The following is a 17,381-nucleotide window of genomic DNA, read 5'->3' on the forward strand; positions in this document are numbered from 1 at the left end:
CGATTCGTCGACGGAGTCTCGGGTGGACGGGGGAGAGAAGCGCGCCGAGCTAATCGTCCGCACTCGCGGGCGTGCCGACGGTCGCGCGCTGGCTCCGCCAGACGCCTTGAAGATACGCGCCGACGAACATGCCGGCGATCGCCCACAGGATCGGCCAGTTGCCGATGCCGACGCTGGCGTAGGCGGCGCCGGGACAGATGCCGGACAGTCCCCAGCCGACGCCGAAGATCGAGCCGCCGACGAGCACGCTCCGGTCGAACGGCTTGAGCCGCCGGCCGTAGCCATCGCCGGTCAGCGGCGCCCGATCGCGGAGACGAGGGACGACCCAGAACGTCACGCCGGTGACGATCGCGGCGCCGAACATCACGAACAGCAGCCCGAAGTCGGTGAACTGCAGGAAGTCGAGGACGACCTCGGGTCGTGCCATGTGGCTGAATCCGAGGCCGAACCCGAACAGCAGTCCCCCGACGAAGATCAGGGGCATGAACAGCGGGTGTCGTCCGGACCCGCTGTCGGGGGCGATCCCGGCGCTCATGGCGTCACCCCCAGCGCTGCGACGAGTTGGGCCGTTCCGATCGCGACGATCAGGAACGTCGCGACGCCGACCAGCGAGGTCTTCGACCGCGAGCCGACGCCACAGACGCCGTGCCCGGAGGTACAGCCCTTGCCGATTCGGGTGCCGATGCCCACGAGGATCCCGCCGAAGAACAGCCGCCACGGCTGGACGTCGGTCGTCCACGCGCCGCCCTGATAGACGACGGCGTAGACGACCGCCCCGAGCAGGATCCCTGCGGTGAAGACCAGCCGCCAGTCGCGGGAGGGACGGTACTCCTGGAACCGGGACTGGTCCGAGACGTACGACAGCGTCGACTCGAGGAACGTGCTCGCGCCGGGGATCAGGCTTGTGCCCAGATAGATCACCACGACGCCCAGGCCGACGAACAGGCCACCGATGGCGTACCGGCTGATCCCGTGGGGGAACAGCGCATCGTAGGAGACCCCTCCGAGAAGCGCCCAGACCAGCGTCCCGAGCGGTTCGATTCCCATCACTGTCCTGCGATCAGTCCCCGGTCAGCGCGTCCTGGCTGGCCGCACAGTTGTTCGGGCCGAGCTCGAGGGTGAACGCCTCGTCGTCGTCGACCGACTGTTGGCCGAGGTTGGTCGCGATGATGTCCTCGTAGTTGGCCGGGCGCGGGGGCATGTCCGCGAGCACGATCTCGACGAACTCATCCTCGTCGACCGAAAGCGCGTCCATGGTCTCGACCAGTTCGCCGATCGGCGCCGTGTAGGTTCCGTCCGCGGCGGGCTCGGCGGCGTCGCTGAAGTGGGCGCCGCCGATCAAGACGTCGTCGGGAAGCGTCAGTACCCGCTCCTGGAGCGACTCGTACAGCTGGCGGGCCGCGTCGGGGGCCCCCTCGTCTCCCTCCTCGAGGTCCGGTCGCGCGACGCTTTCGACGAACAGCCCATCGCCCGTCGCGAGCAGGCTCCCGCCGATCAGGTAGGAGGTCATTCCCGTCGTGTGACCGGGCGTGAACACCGTCTCTATCGTGGCGTCGCCGACCTGGAACTCGTCGCCGTCGGCCGCCTGCGTCAGTTCGTCGGCGTAGGTGACACCGCGGTCGACTGCGGCCGCCGGGATGACTCCCTCGACTCCCTCGTCGTCGAGATCCCGGACCCCGGAGATGTGGTCCGCGTGAATGTGGGTGTCGATCGCGTACTTCAGGTCGACGCCGAGCTCCGCTGCGTCCTCGAGATACCGGTCGGTAAACGCCCGGAGCGGGTCGACGATCGCGGCTTCGCCGTCGTCGTACACGAGGTACCCGAGACAGCCGCTGGAGGGACGCTGATACTGCAGGAGCGTCCCCGGTCCGTCGTAGCGTTCGACCTCGACGGCCTCGTAGATCGACGCCCAGCCGTTCATCCCCTCCTCGAGATGGTCCACGTCGTAGCCGCGCTCGATGAGCGTGCCGGCCACGTAGTCGCTCGCCCCGCCCTTCGCACAGAGGACAGTGATCTCCTCGTCGTCGGGAATCTGCTCGAGGACCGACTCGTCGATCTCGTCGTCCAGGAACTCGTAGTAGGGTATGTTGATGCTTTCGACGTTCTCTCCGTCGATGCGCCACTCCTCGTAATCGCTTTCCATCCGCGTATCGAGGAGCGTGACGGGTTCGCCCGCGTCGATCTGCTCCTTCAGCGCTTCAGGGGTTATCGACTCCACCGGAACGTCCGGAGTTGGGAAGTCCATCTCGTCCATGTACATCTGCTAGTACCGGATGCGTCCCCATAAAACTTTGTATAGTAATTCCTATTTAGCACAATATTAGTGGGTGGGGTGTCGCCCGGAATTAATACCTGATTGCGCGCTCGACGCGCGGATGTGGTAACTTATAAAAAAGTTATTAAAATATGGAGAGAGCAGACTAACCTTTGAGCGGAGGTTTTTTAAATAGAACTTCCGTCGGAATCCGTCCACCGCCCCGCCGATCGAGACAGCTGCATCCTTTTAAGTATCTTCGTAAAATGGGTTGTATTTCCGGGGCGCAGTATTGTATATACAACACAATCTTTTTAACAACCCGGCCTGTATTGTGGGATAGACCCAACACGGGTAGACGAACTATGAGCACGGATTACACAGTCACGGAGACGCTCGACGTAAAAGGACTCAACTGCCCAATGCCTGTCGTGAAGGCGAAGCAGGCGACCGACGACCTCGACACCGGTGAGGTGCTCGAGATCGTCGCCACGGATTCGGGAAGCATGAGCGACATCGACGGCTGGGCCGGCGGAACCGACGGGGTCGAGCTGCTCGAACAGGAAGAACGCAACGAGGACGGGGAGACGTTGTACGTCCACTTCGTCCGGAAGACCCAGTAAAATGAGTACCGACACGCCAGATTCGGGGCCGGCGGACGACGCAGACGCCGCCGGCGACGCGGAATCGACGGCCGAGGAGATCGATCCGGCCGAGGAGATTGACCCGGCGGAGCTCCAGGCGCGCATCGAGGAGCTGGAAGAAGAACTCTCGGCGGTGAAAGCTGCGACCGACGACGGTGAAAAGTCGATGACGATCATCGCCACGAAGGGGAGCTTCGACATGGCGTACCCGCCGTTGATCCTCGCAAGTACTGCCGCCGCGTTCGGGTGGGACGTCGTCGTGTTCCACACCTTCTGGGGACTGGACATCCTCCACGAGGAGAAGTCCAGGGAGCTCAAACTGAGCGCCGTCGGCAACCCGAGCATGCCGATGCCGAACGCGCTTGCCGCGCTGCCCGGCATGGACTCGGTTGCGACCAAGATGATGAAGCGCCGCATCGAGGAGAACGGCACGGCGACCGTCGAGGAGCTGATCGACCTCTCGCTGGACACCGGCGTCGATCTCCAGGCCTGCCAGATGACGATGGATCTGATGGGGTACGAAGCGGAGGACCTCCACGACGGCGTCACGACCGACGTCGGCGCCGCGACGGCGCTCGAACACATGGCCGACTCCGACGTGCAGCTGCTGATCTGATCTCTTCTGGCGGTTTCGAGCGGCTCTCGCCACAGCACGAAACTCTTATGCGCGCGCCCTTGCAACCGCGAGACACATGTCCGTTCGACTTCTCGATTTCCACGCCGACTGGTGTGGCCCGTGCAAAACGCAGGACCCGATCCTCGAGGAGCTCTCCGAGGAGTGGGGTGACCGCTTCGAACTCGTCAAAGTCGACGTCGACGAACAGCAGGACGTCGCCAACGAGTACCAGGTGCGATCGCTCCCGACGCTGATCGTGGAAAACGAGGACGGGATCGTCGACCGGTTCGTCGGCGTCACCCAGAAGGAGGACCTCGAGGTCGCGCTCGAGGACGCCGGCGCCTGAATCGGACAGCCCTGTCGGCCGTCGCTTCTCGCAACTGTTAACAACGCGCCGCCAGTACTGAGTCTATGGCCTCGTTCGAACCCGCTGAGCGTCGTACGTTGGATAAACTCATCTGTATGCGCTGTAACGCCCGGAACCCGACCCGAGCGGACAGTTGTCGAAAATGCGGCTACAGCCGCCTGCGCCCGAAAGCGAAAGAACGACGCAGCGCCTGATTCGCTGCCGCGGAGGACGCACCGCTACAGGTCGTACTGCCGAAACGCTCATCTCGATGACTCGTAACTCAAGATTTTGCTGAACCAGTCGGTTCGATCGTTCAACAAGAGCGACAGAAAGTTGAGGTATCCCTGAAGATGATGCTTCGAGACGCCTCTGAACTTCGCCAGCCACTGGCGAAGGAAGCTATGGCGGTTCTCGCAGCTGTTGACGTGAGCGTCGCCGATCACGTACGTTTCATCGTGCGTGATCGCCAGATGAGCATCAATCCCGTCGTACTCGTCGATCTCATCGTAGATCGTGTAATCGTCCGTACACAGAATTACCGTCTTGTCACCTTTGTCGGCGATCTCTTCGTCCACATCTTGGAGATTCTCTCGCACCAGAAACTCAACTCGTCCGTCGCTCCGACGGACGAGTGTCACGACTGGCGGTTTGTCCGACTCGAAGCTTCCTCGTCCCTTTTTTTGAGTCCGCGCGAGCGCGGACTCTCATCTTCCTTTTCGATCCCTTTCTCACCTGCCGTCACATAGATCTCGTCGGCTTCACACACATCTGAAAGCACAAGATCATCCAGCTCACCGCACAACTCCTGCAGATCGTGGCGGAAGTTCAACACCGCCTCGTAGTCCCGTTCAAGCTCCGAGGCGATCTGTGCGGTCGGCACAGATCGCATCTCCTTGATCATGTAGAACATCTCCTCGATCGGGAACTTCCGATGCTCGAAAAACGAGCCCGTGAGATCATTAAAATACGTCTCGCACTCCTTACAGCGGTACTGTTGGGCGCCTTTCCCCGTCGTTCCTTTCTTGATGACCGGATCACTCTCCCCGCAGTAGACGCACGACACCGTCGCGCCGAAGCGGGCGCGACGGAGTCGCTCATAACACTCGTCCGGATCAGGAAGGAACACTTCTACCGAATCCCTATCCATCAACAGCAACTAATGGACTCGTCGCTACTGGAAGTTACGACTGGTCGGGATGAGCGTGCCGAAATTCTTCCGAGCGGAACTACCGGGCAGCGACCGCGATATATTTCGAGGTTTGGTGTGTCATTCGTCAACACGGCGCCCGAAACCGCCGGCAGGGCTTGCCGTAACTGACAGTTATAGAAGTCGCAAGCTGTATGCGTGATATACATGACTCGTGGGTTTCGAACGGAGAGTATCCACGCCGGGGCCGCCCCGGACCCGGCGACTGGAGCGCGTGCGACGCCGATCTACCGAACGACGTCCTACGAGTTCGGCGACGCCGACTACGCCGCCGACCTGTACGCGCTCCGTGCGGACGGGGACGTCTACTCTCGCATCTCCAATCCGACGGTGCGGACGCTCGAGTCCCGGCTGGCCACGCTCGAGGGGGGCGTAGGCTGTGTCGCAACCGCCTCGGGGATGGCTGCCATCGACTCGATCACGACCGTCCTCGCACGCGCCGGCGACAACGTCGTCGCCGCCGCGGAGATGTACGGTGGGACGAGCACGTACTTCCGAACCATCGCGTCCCGCCGTGGGGTCGACGCACGCCTGGTCGATCCCCTGTCGTACGACGACTACGCGGCGGCGATCGACGAGGACACAGCGTTCGTCCACGTCGAGACGATCGCGAACCCGTCGCTGGTCACCCCCGACTTCAAACGTCTCGCCGACATCGCCCACGAGCACGCGGTCCCGCTCGTCGTCGACAACACGTTCGCGACGCCGGCGCTGTGCCGGCCCCTCGAACACGGCGCCGACATCGTCTGGGAGTCGACGACGAAGTGGCTCCACGGCGGCGGCACGACCGTCGGCGGCGTCGTCGTCGACGGGGGGACGTTCCCGTGGGACCACCCGGAGGCCGACTACCCCGAACTCGCCGGCGAGAACCCCGCCTTCGAAGTCGACTTCACGGACCGGTTCGGGGAGGCGGCACTGACCCACGTCCTCCGACACCGGGCGCTTCGGGTACTCGGCAACGGACAGTCGCCCGACGACGCCTGGCAGACCCTCCAGGGGATCGAAACGCTGCCGTTGCGGATGGATCGTCACTGCGAGAACGCCCGGATCGTCGCCGAGGCACTGCAGGACGATCCCCGCATCGACTGGGTGACGTATCCGGGACTGCCGGATCATCCGACCCACGACAACGCCGAGCGGTATCTGGAGGGGTTCGGGGGAATGGTGACGTTCGGGCTCGCGGACGGCCAGGCGGCCGCACGGCGGTTCTGCGAGTCCGTCGAACTGGCAAGCTTCCTCGCGAACGTGGGCGACGCGAAAACGCTCGTGATCCATCCGGCGAGCACCACCCACGCGCAGCTGACCGCGGACGAACAGCGCGAGGCGGGGGTACCGCCGGACATGGTTCGACTGTCGGTGGGCATCGAGGATCCGGCCGACGTGCTCGCCGACATCGACGCGGGACTGCGGGAGGCGACACGATGACGAAACGGACGACGACTGGGGACGACACGATGACAGAGCAAACGACGACAGAGCAAACGACGACAACGGACGCAAAACCGGAGGGCGAGCCTGCGGCCGACGGCGGACGCCGCCAGGAGACCGCCCACGAATCGGACGTGGTATCGGTCGGCGAGTTTACCTTCGAGTGCGGGGAATCGATTCCGGAACTGGAGGTTGCCTACGAGACGTACGGCGAGTTCGACGGCGACAACGCGGTGCTCGTGTGTCACGCGCTCACGGGGAGCCAGAACGTCGCGCGGACGCCGGAGGCCGACACCGGCCAGGCCGGGCAGGCGCGGGCCTGGTGGGGGGACGTCATCGGTGCGGGCAAGTACGTCGACACCACCGAGTACTACGTCGTCTGCGCGAACGTTCCCGGTTCCTGCTACGGGACGACCGGGCCGTCGAGTGCGGGCCCCGACGGCGAACCGTGGGGGTCGGACTTCCCGCCGGTGACCGTCGAGGACTGGACCAGAGCCCAGCGCCGGCTGCTGGACGAACTCGGCGTCGGGCGGTTGCACGCCGTGCTCGGAGGGAGCGTCGGCGGGATGAACGTCCTCGAGTGGGCCAAACGATATCCAGACGACGTCCGGCGGATCGTCCCGGTCGCGGCGGCACCGCGGCTCGACGCGCAGTGTCTGGGACTCGATGCGGCCGCCAGGCGGGCGATCCGGGCGGATCCGAACTGGAACAGGGGCGACTACTACGGCGAGGATCAAGAACCCCCAAAGCGCGGGCTCGCGATCGCCAGGCAGATCGGCCACGTGATGTACCATTCGAAGGCGTCGATGGAGCGAAAGTTCGGTCGGCGGACCGCCGGCCGGGAAACCGCAGCCAACGCCGGTACCGACTTGTTCCCGCAGGATCACGCCGGCGCGTACTTCCCGTACCGGGAGGTGGAATCGTATCTCGACTACCAGGCGGGGAAGTTCGTCGAGCGCTTCGACGCCAACTCGTATCTGTACCTCACGCGGGCGATGGACGAGTACGACCTCGCGGCCGACTACGGGTCGGACGCGGCGGCGCTGGCAGCGTTCGAGGGGGAGGCGCTGGTGGTGTCGTTTACGGGCGATTGGCATTTTACCGTCGAGCAGTCCGCCGAGGTGGCCCGGGCGTTCCGGGACGGAGACGTGCCAGTGGCCCACCACGTCGTCGAGTCGGATCACGGCCACGACGCGTTCCTGGTGGAGCCCGAAAACGTCGGGCCGCCGATCCGGGACTTCCTTGCGGAGGGAGTTGACGGCAAATCGGTGACCGACACCGTGATTGACGACTCATAATCGCACCACTTGAACCGGCCGCATGAATGACATCGACGCGGGCTCGTGCGTGCAAGACCTTTTAACTGGTGGGATACTTATAAATGGCAATGAGGTTCTGGGGGGACGACCGCGCGCAGGCGTTGCAGGTCGGAGCCGTGCTCCTGTTCGGCTTTCTGATCGTCGGGCTTGCCGTCTATCAGGTTTCGGTCGTCCCCGAGGAGAACCGCCAGGTCGAATTCGACGCCTACCAGGACGCCGCCAGCGACATGGCCGACCTCCGGGGTGACGTGCTTACGAGCGCCACTCGGGACGTAACGACTACGCGGTCGGTCAAGACTGGCGCGCGATATCCTCCCAGAGTGGTCTTCGTGAATCCGCCGCCCGCCACCGGTAGCCTCGGGCTCGGCGATTCGACGACGGTAACAATCGAGAACGCCCATGCTATCAATTCCGAAGACACCAACACCCAGGAGTACTGGAACGGCACCGCACGGGAGTTCGAGACCAAACCGGCCCGGTTTACCCCCTCCTACAGCAACTTCGAGGGGCTCCCGGTCGTTGTGACCGGCGAGTCATCGTTCCGGGACGCTGGCGATAATCTTGTTCCGGTCGGTGGACAGACGCTCTTGCAGGGTGACCGACTCCAGTTGATCGCGATCGACGGCGAGATGGACGCGAACGGCCTGGAGACGCAGGTGACGACCGAGCCCATAAGTGCCGCCGAACGCACGGTCGTCGTCGAGGGCGAGGGCGACGAGGACATCGTCGTCGAGATCGCACCCGGTGGGGATCCGGACGCCTGGAACGAGACGTTCGGCGAGCGCCTGCTCGATCGGGAGGACGTCGTCGCGGTCGAGGCCCGGGACGAGACGGTCGCGGTGACGCTGGACGGCGATCGGGCCTACCGGCTTCGGCTGGGCAAGGTCGAACTCCGCGAACGCGGTGACGTCGTGAGCGCCGACGAACCTGGAGTCGCCTACGTCGTGGCGAAAAGCGACGAAAACTCGACGATCGCCCAGGGATCGAGCAAGCAACTGCGCGTCGAGGTGCGGGACGCGTTCAATAATCCGAAGTCCGGAGTTGATGTCGAGTTCGAGTCAGATGATGGAACGCTTACGCCTACGGAAACCGTTTCGACGGAGGACGGTGAGGCGAGCACGACGTTCGAGCCAAGCGCAGGCTTTACCGGTGAAGCGGAGATCGTTGCGACTGTACCCGACGCCGGCGATGGCGTCGACGAGAAGACGTTCACCGTGAACGTAATTGATCCGGAAGGCGGAGAGGATACAGGGTCTGGTTTGAATCCGAATGAACCAACCCGAGTAGCGTTAACGGGAGCCGAAACCACTCAGAATACTGACTGGGTGGATATCACGTTACAAAACAACGGTGATAACGTTCGATCAGTCGATTTCGCACGGGTCAACTTCTACTACCTCGATACCCCTGGACGTGGAGGAGACGGTGGGAGGGACATGCCGGAAACTGCCACATTCACGGATCCCGAACGGGAACCGTCACTCTCGGTTGGTGGAAGTTTCGAAAGCCTGAGTGAACCGATTGATCTGGAGGCCAACGACGAGACAACCCTCCGGCTTGAGTTCGATGAGTCGGTCGAAGGGGGCGACTTTTTCATCCTCTCAGTCATCTACGAGGACGGTGAATCGGCGACGTACTTCGTTGCGCCGCGCTGAACGGACAGTCTCCAACTGATTTTCAAACGCTTCACACCTCTTCGTCAACGATTTTCGGATGCAAAAGCGGCGATGGCGTCGAGTCACCCTCCGTTTCAACTTAAATCTCTGAGCCGCGTTGTGGATACCGTCGTCGAGTCGACCTCGCACAGTTCCCGATCCTCCGTCACGAGCGTCGTCTCCAGATCCTCCGCACACACGACATATGCGGCGTCGTAGAACGTCAATTCAGTCCTCGTTGCGACATCCATCACGGCTTCGAAGCCGATCTCGTCGAGATCGTGGACGACCATCTCCCGTCGGAGATCCGGGATCAGGGACACGAACTCGGCGTGCTCCTCTGGACTGGTCCGGTCCTGTAGCGCGTGGACCTTCCAGAGCACGTTCCCGGCCTCGTAAAACGTCAGGTCGAGAACGTGGCCGTCGAACAGCACCGGAAGCCCCGGCGTGTCGTCGTCGAGCAACACGGCGACGAGACTGCTCGTGTCGAATACGGGAGCGGACCCATCGCTCATCGATTGCGTTCCTCTCGCTTTGCCCGATCGTCTCGGTCCTCTCTCACCAGATTGACAACCTCGTCGGTCTCGATCCCGTCGCCCGTCGATCGTCGTATCGCATCTGCACGTTCCGCGAGGCGCTGTCGGCGTCGTTGACGCACTTCGGCCTCAAGTGCCTCGCGGATCGTTTCGCTGATATTGACGTCGGACTCGTCTAGTTCTCGTTTGAGGTCCTCCGGAATCTTGGCCGACACCGTCGTGGACATAAGCGTAATACGTTCGGGTATTACAAAAGGGTTGTTCTGAGCTGTATTACTCTTCGTCCACAACTTCCGGATCCGCCAGCGCCGACTGCAGCGAGTCGAGCCCGTTGATCCACTCGGAGACGAGCCCGTAGTCGATGTCCTCGGCGATCTGGACGTCGAGTTCCGCGCCGTCGATCACGAGCGTGCCCGCCTGCACGACATATCCGAGCGCGGCGTCGAGATCCTCCTCGCGTTCGGCGTCGGCGGCCGCCCGCAGGTATTCCTCGACGGTTCCTTCCTCGACCGGGCCGCCGATCACGAACTCCTCGGCGGCGTAGAAGACTGGCACGAGGCTGGTCTGGACGCCGTCGATGAGCATGAGTTTGTCCTCGTCGTCGATGGCGACCTCTTCGAGGACGATCTCCCGGACGTCGTTGATCTCTTCTGCCGCGCGGTCGTCGCCGATCCGGCCGTCCTCGTGTGCCGTGAGCACCTTCGCGACCGCGATCGCGGCGTCGTCCTGGAGGTTCAAAAGCAGGCGCGCGGAGTCCTCCTCTTCGGGGTCGAGGTCCTCTTCCCTGATGCGATCGATCCAGTTCTGCCAGCGTTCTTCGGAGTAGAACGTTTCCACGGGCTCGTCGTCGGTCATGTCCAAACCGTTCGTTGCAGCACTCAAAGGCCTTTCTTCTCCGCCGTGTGAGTGGGTTGTTGTCGTGGTCCGATGCCGGGTGGGAAAGCACACTGCGATGAATACGCAGTACGTCACTCCCCAAGCGTGGCTTCGGTGTCGATATCGTACGCGAGCGCCGGCGTCTCGACGTGTGCGCGCCGGACGGCCTCCTCGTGGCCCTCCTCGAGCAGCCACCGGACCCGGCGTGGGACGGTTTTCGGCCCGAGTACCGCCCCCGGTCGGTCGGGATCGTCGACGAAGTCGGTCTCCATCAAGAACGGTTCATCGGAGTCGGCAGCGACCTGCAGGCGGTCTTTCTCGCTCATCACACTCGGGACCGGACCCGCAAGTCGTCCCCTGGCGTAGTGTTTCACCACGCGCGTCCGGTCGAGACCCCTCGCTTCGGCCCACTCGGCGATCTCGGTGAGGTCCTCGGCGCCCTCGGTGTGGAGCTGGACCGCACAGTCGAGGTCGACCGCGAGTTCGAATGCGCGTTTCATCACCTCGTTGGAGGCGTCCATGATCGCCGGCTCCGCGTCGTAATGTGGTCGGCCGGACTTCAGCGCGAGCGCCTGTCCCTCAGCGACGAATTCGGCGGCGACCTCGAGCCCGCCGGCCATCAGCTCTGCCGCAGCCTCGGGGGTGAACCCACGGTCGTCGACGAGCCGACCGATCAGGGTGGGGTGGACGCCCAGGACGGGCCAGGCCCTGCCGGGCAGCAGCGAGGACGCTTCGTCGACGACCTCGATCGTCGTTTCGAACACCTGTCGAAACTCCTCCGGTTCGTCGGGTTCGACGCCGAGATGCCAGGAGGGTTTGTTGACCACGAGGAGGTGGGTGCCGCCCAGCCGGACGAAGTCCCGGACTGCGTCCATCCCCCGCCCCCGTTCGGGATCGAGATGCAGGTGGTTGTCCAGCACGGGCGTGTCGAGTTCGTCCATGGCGGAGGCGTCGCCCGCCAGAATCATAGGGGTTCTCGTTTGGGGTTATCGACTGGGCTGCTTTCGAAGATCACACGATATACCACCGGCGGTGAACGAAGTGCGTGGTGAGTATAATGTATGGCTCCTTCCTAATCTAGTGAAACAACCATTGGATTAGTGTTATCACCCCTGCCGGCCACTATTTTGTATGGCCGAGAATAACGACCTTATCCGAGTTCTTGTACTCATCGTTGCGATAGTGCTCCTCTTTCCGGTCCTGATGATGCTTTTTGCATGGCCACTGCTGGGGATGTGGGGTGGCGGACACATGTGGGATGGCTTGATGTGGAATGGGGCAGGAGCATCGTGGATGTGGCTCGTGGTGTGGTTGGTTCCGCTGTTGATCCTTCTCGGTGTTGGATACCTCCTGTATCGGGCGTTTACTCGTTCTGATAGCGAAGAAACCGACACCGCGCTCGAAGAATTGCGGATCGCCTATGCGCGCGGTGATCTTTCCGAGGAAGAATTCGAAAAACGTCGCGAGCGTCTCCAACGTGACAAGGAGACAAGAGGTTGATTGAACACGTCATACAAGATCCAGAGGTGTAGTCAGCAGGCAGAGTTGCTCTGTCAGCGTGGCTGACTTGGACACTGGAACTGTACTGTTTCCACCAAGTCGTCACCGCCAATTATTGGTTTTCCTCGTCTCGGAAGACGATTGTATACCGCATCGATCCTCCGTATAATGAGTAGAAAACGAACAGCATTCCAACGGCAACGATTCCAGTCTGAATTGCGCTCGCCTGATAAATTGTCAACAGGTCCAACTCGAAGAAAATCCCTTCGAGGACCGACCCGAGACTAATAAATGTGAATCCGATAGCAACGAACAGCATCGGTTGCCCATTTCCACGGCGGTAACTCCGATAGGCCTGTCCAGCGATGAGTAATCCGAGTGCAATGACAACCAGTTTGGCGATTATGAGTTCGGTATGCATGGTTAATCCCTCCGCATTCTGCCCCACATTCCGGCAAATCTATCTGGAGCGTCTTCTTCAATCTCCAATTGAATTTCGTATCTTCCCTCCGTGAAGGTGATGTGAACCGAATTGAGTATCGTTTCGTATCGTTTCCGATGGTGGCCTTGCGGGTCAATTTGGAGCTCTTCGCTCACGAGACCCAGTGAATGGAGTTGGTCCAATCGATCGTACACTGTCGAATCAGAACCTTCACACTTTTCTCCGATCTCTTCGGCTACCATCGGTTGGTTACTCAGATGGGCGAGAATCTGTCGGGCGTAGTCGTCACACAGGAGTTTGAAAGCGTCTTCAGGTTCCGGTTCGCCCATTCGATAGGCGATATTCGGAACCCCACCGGGATAAGTGCTGTCGTCAAATCCCGGTGATAAATCTCGGGGAGAGTGGTTTGGTGTATATAACTGTTATCCACTATCCGGGGCTCGAGGATTGTGCTATATAGGCTAATACATACAACACTGTAAGTTCACATGTGGAAGCACGATGATGCAATCACTACAATCGGCTGCACGAACTGGACGTACGGTACTCGTCGTCAGTCTCACACTCCTCATCGGTGCCACGGGATCCGCCGTGGCCCAAGTGGGGAGTGGTGCATACGGCGGCGGGATGATGAACGATGGCTGGGGTTGGGGACTGTTCGGTGGCTGGGGCTTTCTTTGGCTCCTGCTGCTCGTCGGAATTGCCGCCTTCGTGGTTTCTGTGATGGTTTCTGTGATCAGCGGTAGCGAACGGGCACAGGACGGCAACCAACCTGACCAGGGCTACGAAGTGTTACGTAAACAGTACGCCCGCGGGAACCTCTCCGACGAGGAGTTCGAACGACGTCGCGGAAAACTCCAGAACTAGAAATACCAATGACAGAAATGTCCGAACCAGACTTGACGATAGATTCGCGAGACGCATCGTGCCCCGGTCCGCTGATGGATCTCATTGGGAAAGTGAAGACGCTCGAGTCCGGCACCGTTGTCGAACTCCTGACGACCGAACCGAACTCCACGACGGATATCCCAGAGTGGCTTGAAGAAGCTGGCCATGACCTGCTCGGTATCGACGAGCGAGACGGCCACTGGAACATCTCCCTGGAGGTTAACTGAGATGCACCGGGTCGCCATTGTCGGCGGTGGAACGGGCGGGACCGTGCTCGCGAACCGGCTTGCCTCCGAGTTACGGGCCGAGATAGAGGCCGGCGAGCTAGAGATACGACTCATCTCGGACACCCCGGACCACGTCTACAAGCCGATGTTCCTGTACGTGCCATTCGGGAAGAAGACGGTCGACGACGCGAAACGACCGCTCACGGAGTTGGTCGACCGCCGAGTGAATATCTCGATCGGCGAAGTAGTCGACGTCGATACGGACCGGAAGAATCTTTCATTCGCCGACAGCTCGGTGCTCCCCTACGATCAGATCGTGCTGGCCACCGGTGCGAACCTCGAGTCCGGGTCTGTCCCGGGCCTACGCGAGGGAGGCAATCATTTCTACGGTCCCGAAGGCGCCGAACAACTCCGGGACGAACTCGCCGAGTTTACCGAGGGCCACCTCGTCTTGAGCGTCGTCGGCGTGCCTCACATGTGCCCGGCTGCGCCTGTCGAATTCGTCCTGATGGTCGACGACTGGCTTCGCCAGCGCGGCCTGCGCGAGGACATCGAGTTGACCTACACGTACCCGATCAACCGGGCCCACGGCCTCGAGTCGATCGCCGAGTGGGCTAGCGATCTGTTCGAGCAACGGGACATCACCCTCGAGGCGTTCTTCAACGTCGAGATGGTCGATACCGACGAGGAGGTCCTCGAGACGGTCGAGGGGAAAGAGTTGCCCTACGACCTGCTCGTCGCGATCCCACCCCACGCGGGCAGCGACCTCGTTACCGACGCGGGACTGGGTGAGGACGGCTGGGTCGACGTCGATCGCCACACGCTTGAGGCGACAAACGCCGAGGACGTCTACGCGATCGGCGACATCGCGGACGTCCCGACGAGCAAGGCCGGCAGCGTCGCCCACTACGAGGCGGGCGTCGTCGCCGATCGGATCGCCAGCCGCATCCGCGGAGCGGTCCCGACCGCGACCTACGATGGCAAGACCGTCTGCTTCCTCGAGGCCGGGATGGACGAGGCGACGTTCATCGAGTTCGAGTACGGGGAGGAGCCGTACGTTCGCGAGCCGTCGAAGCCGCTCCACTGGGCGAAACTCGGCTACAACGAATCCTACTGGCTCACCGCACGGGGGCTGGTCTGATGTCCGAGACCGATGACAACCTCACGACCGAGGCCACCGACGCTACGCAGACGGACCTCGAGGGGCTCGAAGAACTTGTCGCCGAGAACCCCGATGAGATCGCCCGGTTCTTCGATCGACTCGGCGTCGTCAACGACCTGCTCGACGCCGCGGAGCTCGCGACGGCCGCGATGGACGACCGAATGGTCCAGACGCTGTCTAGCACCACGACGAACCTCGGCGCCGCGGCCGATGGACTGGCGACCGAGGAGGTCGCCTCGGTCGGCGAGGCAACCGGCGAGAACGCCGACGACCTGGCCGAGGCGATCGAGACGCTTGCCCGCCTTCAGCGATCGGGCACTCTCGACGATCTAACCGCATTCGCTGACATCGCCGCGCTCGCGTCGAATGCGTTGGATGATGAGATGGTGACCGAACTCGCTGCCACCGGAACCAGTCTCGGAGAAGTGGCCGACACCGCGGCCGATGACGACGTCGCCCGCACTCTCGAGTCACTACTCACGGCCGTCGGCGAGGCTGGTTCCGAACCGCCCGAGCCCGTCGGCCCACTCGGATTCGTCAAATCGCTGCGCGAAGCGAATGTCAGGGCTGGACTCGGATTTTTCCTTTCGCTGGCGAGGTCGATTGGGCGAGTGAGCCGGTAGTCGAATAGCCCGTTCGACGGGCGGATACCGCCGAGGTGACGAAGGCCTCGAATCCGCTTCGGTTCACGACGCAAGCCCGAATCAATGAAATGTTCGTTAAGTCGGTTGAAACCTCCCCGAGGTACTGTTGTCGTCCGACGAATCCCGCGCGCTCTAGCCTGTTACCTCTACCACAACAAACGCCCATCCTAAATTGATAACGTGTACTGATGTGAAGTCCCCAACGAATTCCGTATCTGGTGGCGCCGAACGGTCGACCACAGCGACGGGAGCCCCCAACATTCGCCGACAGGCAATTTTCGTTGCCTTCACGTTTCTCGGAATCGTGAACGAACTGCTCTACGGATTGTTTGATGCGTCGTTACTATGTGTTCTTCAAAACGGTGTACCAATGCTTCTGCATCGTGGATCGAGGAGGAGAACCCACCTCGAGTTACCCTATTATATAAACCTTTCCCACAAACAGCGACCCACGGAATGTGCTGTAGTGATTATACCATACAAGACCGTACTAACTACTGTGATCGAACCATGACGAAATTACGCAACTCGGTCGGCAAGATCGGACGTAACGTTCTCCTCACAGGAGTGCTGCTCCTCATCACTGCTACCGGGAGCGTTGCTGCACAGCAAAGAACGGGTGGATACGGCGGAATGATGAACGATGGCTGGGGTTGGGGACTGTTCGGTGGCTGGGGCTTTCTTTGGCTCCTGTTGCTCGTTGGAATCGTCGCCCTCGTCGTTTCTGTGATCGGCGGTACCGAACGATCACAGAACGGAGACCAGCCAGACCGGGCCCACGAAGAACTACGAAAACAGTACGCCCGCGGGAACCTCTCCGACGAGGAATTCGAGAAACGGCGGCGGAAGTTGCAACCAACTACGACCGTTGAAGATAGCAACTGATCAACTCATGACACACACCATTACGACGACAGTCGATGCACAGTTCGACGATGCGGTAGCTGAAGTAACAACGTTACTGGAAGGTGAAGGGTTCGGTATCCTCTCTACGATCGATGTCCAGACGACGCTGAAGGAGAAGCTCGACGTTGACGTCGATCAGTATCAGATCCTTGGAGCCTGCAATCCAGCGCTTGCCCACCGGGGGCTCGTAGAAGAACCGGCGTTAGGAGCATTGCTTCCGTGTAACGTCATCGTCTACGAGGCGGACGACGACATCGTTGTGAGTGCCGTCGATCCCCAACACCTCTTCGATGTCACCGATAATCCAGAGCTAGCGGAGATTTCGACAGATGTTCACGAGCGATTCGAGCGAGTGATCACCGCTGTTGGCGAGCGATTTGCATCCGAAGGTGAGTCCCAATGAGTACCCAGAATCAAACGAAGATAGTGCCGATCGTCATCCTTGTGGTGGGTGCGGTAATTATACTTCCATTCCTCACGATGAGTAGTGGAATGATGGGTACTGGCTGGGGGATATTCGGTGGTGGACTGTTCGTCTGGCCGCTATTGCTGGTCGGAATCGTTGCCCTGGCGATCTACTGGGCCGGAAACCAACGCGACAACAGCAACGGAGAACAGGCAGATCCTGCCCGTGCAGAACTTCGGGAACGGTACGCGCGTGGCGAGATCAACGACGAAGAGTTCGAAGACCGACTGCAGACGCTGCGCGATACGCGGTGATTTCCAAT

Annotated in this window: 24 protein-coding genes and 1 pseudogene; 15 read left to right on the forward strand and 10 right to left on the reverse strand. The window is 61.4% G+C overall.

Going from position 1 to position 17,381, the window contains the following annotated elements; all coding sequences use genetic code 11:
• Positions 1–49: 49 nt before the first annotated feature.
• From AArcSl_RS09455 to AArcSl_RS09465, 3 genes are read right to left on the reverse strand one after another with little or no spacing between them, the layout of a single operon-like run.
• Positions 50–535, reverse strand: a complete 486-nt coding sequence (locus AArcSl_RS09455; protein WP_119818184.1) for a YeeE/YedE family protein — start codon at positions 533–535, stop codon at positions 50–52.
• Positions 532–1,047 carry a YeeE/YedE family protein gene (locus AArcSl_RS09460; protein WP_119818186.1) on the reverse strand — a complete coding sequence of 172 codons (516 nt, stop codon included), beginning with the start codon at positions 1,045–1,047 and terminating at the stop codon, positions 532–534. The genes AArcSl_RS09455 and AArcSl_RS09460 overlap by 4 nt, the downstream gene beginning before the upstream one ends.
• Positions 1,048–1,060: 13 nt before the next feature.
• Entirely contained in the window at positions 1,061–2,254 is a 1,194-nt protein-coding gene (locus AArcSl_RS09465) for an MBL fold metallo-hydrolase (protein ID WP_119821873.1), read from the reverse strand.
• Positions 2,255–2,619: 365 nt separating this feature from the next.
• Here AArcSl_RS09465 and AArcSl_RS09470 point away from each other — a divergent pair, with 365 nt between their 5' ends.
• The 4 genes and pseudogenes from AArcSl_RS09470 to AArcSl_RS09485 all read left to right on the forward strand — a co-directional run bounded on the left by AArcSl_RS09470 (position 2,620) and on the right by AArcSl_RS09485 (position 4,075).
• Positions 2,620–2,877 carry a sulfurtransferase TusA family protein gene (locus AArcSl_RS09470; RefSeq protein WP_119818188.1) on the forward strand — a complete coding sequence of 86 codons (258 nt, stop codon included), beginning with the start codon at positions 2,620–2,622 and terminating at the stop codon, positions 2,875–2,877.
• Between the two features lies 1 nt (position 2,878).
• Positions 2,879–3,514 carry a DsrE/DsrF/DrsH-like family protein gene (locus tag AArcSl_RS09475; RefSeq protein WP_119818190.1) on the forward strand — a complete coding sequence of 212 codons (636 nt, stop codon included), beginning with the start codon at positions 2,879–2,881 and terminating at the stop codon, positions 3,512–3,514.
• Between the two features lie 49 nt (positions 3,515–3,563).
• Positions 3,564–3,860: pseudogene (locus AArcSl_RS09480) on the forward strand (thioredoxin family protein); the annotation flags it as partial.
• 65 nt (positions 3,861–3,925) lie between these two features.
• Positions 3,926–4,075 (forward strand): 50S ribosomal protein L40e, encoded by a 150-nt coding sequence (locus AArcSl_RS09485; RefSeq protein WP_119818194.1) that lies wholly within the window; start codon positions 3,926–3,928, stop codon positions 4,073–4,075.
• 48 nt (positions 4,076–4,123) lie between these two features.
• Here AArcSl_RS09485 and AArcSl_RS09490 read toward each other — a convergent pair.
• Positions 4,124–5,010, reverse strand: a protein-coding gene (locus tag AArcSl_RS09490; protein WP_119813804.1) for an IS1595 family transposase whose coding sequence is annotated in 2 segments (ribosomal slippage) — positions 4,124–4,545 and positions 4,545–5,010 — 888 coding nt in all. Because the reading frame shifts where the segments join, the coding sequence is not laid out codon by codon here.
• A gap of 207 nt (positions 5,011–5,217) precedes the next feature.
• Between AArcSl_RS09490 and AArcSl_RS09495 the strand changes: the two genes are divergently transcribed.
• The 3 genes from AArcSl_RS09495 to AArcSl_RS09505 all read left to right on the forward strand — a co-directional run bounded on the left by AArcSl_RS09495 (position 5,218) and on the right by AArcSl_RS09505 (position 9,472).
• Positions 5,218–6,495 carry an O-acetylhomoserine aminocarboxypropyltransferase/cysteine synthase family protein gene (locus tag AArcSl_RS09495; protein WP_119818196.1) on the forward strand — a complete coding sequence of 426 codons (1,278 nt, stop codon included), beginning with the start codon at positions 5,218–5,220 and terminating at the stop codon, positions 6,493–6,495.
• The gene (metX, locus tag AArcSl_RS09500; RefSeq protein ID WP_245883188.1) at positions 6,492–7,796 is read left to right on the forward strand and encodes a homoserine O-acetyltransferase MetX; all 1,305 of its coding nucleotides are present in this window, start codon (positions 6,492–6,494) and stop codon (positions 7,794–7,796) included. Before AArcSl_RS09495 ends, metX begins: the two co-directional genes overlap by 4 nt.
• 89 nt (positions 7,797–7,885) lie before the next feature.
• Entirely contained in the window at positions 7,886–9,472 is a 1,587-nt protein-coding gene (locus tag AArcSl_RS09505; protein WP_119818198.1) for an Ig-like domain-containing protein, read from the forward strand.
• A gap of 95 nt (positions 9,473–9,567) precedes the next feature.
• Here AArcSl_RS09505 and AArcSl_RS09510 read toward each other — a convergent pair whose 3' ends face one another.
• From AArcSl_RS09510 to AArcSl_RS09525, 4 genes are all read right to left on the reverse strand, one after another.
• A complete protein-coding gene (locus AArcSl_RS09510) occupies positions 9,568–9,987 on the reverse strand; it encodes a type II toxin-antitoxin system VapC family toxin (protein WP_119818201.1) in 420 nt (139 codons plus the stop codon).
• On the reverse strand, positions 9,984–10,235 hold the full coding sequence (locus AArcSl_RS09515; protein ID WP_119818203.1) for a type II toxin-antitoxin system CcdA family antitoxin: 252 nt from the start codon (positions 10,233–10,235) through the stop codon (positions 9,984–9,986). Before AArcSl_RS09515 ends, AArcSl_RS09510 begins: the two co-directional genes overlap by 4 nt.
• Before the next feature lie 46 nt (positions 10,236–10,281).
• Positions 10,282–10,863: a DUF2150 family protein gene (locus tag AArcSl_RS09520; protein WP_119818206.1), complete on the reverse strand. Its 582-nt coding sequence runs from the start codon at positions 10,861–10,863 to the stop codon at positions 10,282–10,284.
• Positions 10,864–10,976: 113 nt separating this feature from the next.
• Entirely contained in the window at positions 10,977–11,825 is an 849-nt protein-coding gene (locus AArcSl_RS09525) for a TatD family hydrolase (protein WP_119818209.1), read from the reverse strand.
• Positions 11,826–12,015: 190 nt separating this feature from the next.
• Between AArcSl_RS09525 and AArcSl_RS09530 the strand changes: the two genes are divergently transcribed.
• The gene (locus AArcSl_RS09530; RefSeq protein WP_119818213.1) at positions 12,016–12,384 is read left to right on the forward strand and encodes an SHOCT domain-containing protein; all 369 of its coding nucleotides are present in this window, start codon (positions 12,016–12,018) and stop codon (positions 12,382–12,384) included.
• Positions 12,385–12,496: 112 nt separating this feature from the next.
• On the opposite strand, the gene AArcSl_RS09535 is transcribed toward AArcSl_RS09530, so the two are convergent.
• Together AArcSl_RS09535 and AArcSl_RS09540 are read right to left on the reverse strand one after the other, a co-directional pair.
• Positions 12,497–12,805, reverse strand: a complete 309-nt coding sequence (locus AArcSl_RS09535) for a DUF7521 family protein (protein ID WP_119818216.1) — start codon at positions 12,803–12,805, stop codon at positions 12,497–12,499.
• A gap of 2 nt (positions 12,806–12,807) precedes the next feature.
• Complete coding sequence (locus AArcSl_RS09540; protein ID WP_119818219.1) at positions 12,808–13,155, reverse strand: ArsR/SmtB family transcription factor; 348 nt, start codon at positions 13,153–13,155, stop codon at positions 12,808–12,810.
• Positions 13,156–13,330: 175 nt separating this feature from the next.
• On the opposite strand from AArcSl_RS09540, the gene AArcSl_RS09545 reads away from it, so the two are divergent.
• From AArcSl_RS09545 to AArcSl_RS09575, 7 genes are all read left to right on the forward strand, one after another.
• Positions 13,331–13,693: an SHOCT domain-containing protein gene (locus AArcSl_RS09545; protein ID WP_245883190.1), complete on the forward strand. Its 363-nt coding sequence runs from the start codon at positions 13,331–13,333 to the stop codon at positions 13,691–13,693.
• Positions 13,694–13,701: 8 nt separating this feature from the next.
• Complete coding sequence (locus AArcSl_RS09550; protein ID WP_119818222.1) at positions 13,702–13,941, forward strand: sulfurtransferase TusA family protein; 240 nt, start codon at positions 13,702–13,704, stop codon at positions 13,939–13,941.
• Position 13,942: 1 nt separating this feature from the next.
• Positions 13,943–15,082 carry an NAD(P)/FAD-dependent oxidoreductase gene (locus AArcSl_RS09555; protein ID WP_119818224.1) on the forward strand — a complete coding sequence of 380 codons (1,140 nt, stop codon included), beginning with the start codon at positions 13,943–13,945 and terminating at the stop codon, positions 15,080–15,082.
• Positions 15,082–15,726: a DUF1641 domain-containing protein gene (locus AArcSl_RS09560; protein ID WP_119818227.1), complete on the forward strand. Its 645-nt coding sequence runs from the start codon at positions 15,082–15,084 to the stop codon at positions 15,724–15,726. The genes AArcSl_RS09555 and AArcSl_RS09560 overlap by 1 nt, the downstream gene beginning before the upstream one ends.
• A gap of 657 nt (positions 15,727–16,383) precedes the next feature.
• Entirely contained in the window at positions 16,384–16,632 is a 249-nt protein-coding gene (locus AArcSl_RS09565; protein WP_245883194.1) for an SHOCT domain-containing protein, read from the forward strand.
• Positions 16,633–16,639: 7 nt separating this feature from the next.
• Positions 16,640–17,056 carry a DUF302 domain-containing protein gene (locus AArcSl_RS09570; protein ID WP_119818230.1) on the forward strand — a complete coding sequence of 139 codons (417 nt, stop codon included), beginning with the start codon at positions 16,640–16,642 and terminating at the stop codon, positions 17,054–17,056.
• A 92-nt stretch (positions 17,057–17,148) separates the two neighbouring features.
• Positions 17,149–17,373 carry an SHOCT domain-containing protein gene (locus AArcSl_RS09575; RefSeq protein WP_217563437.1) on the forward strand — a complete coding sequence of 75 codons (225 nt, stop codon included), beginning with the start codon at positions 17,149–17,151 and terminating at the stop codon, positions 17,371–17,373.
• Positions 17,374–17,381: the final 8 nt, after the last annotated feature.

The sequence above is a fragment of the Halalkaliarchaeum desulfuricum genome, from assembly GCF_002952775.1.
Taxonomy (GTDB): domain Archaea; phylum Halobacteriota; class Halobacteria; order Halobacteriales; family Haloferacaceae; genus Halalkaliarchaeum; species Halalkaliarchaeum desulfuricum.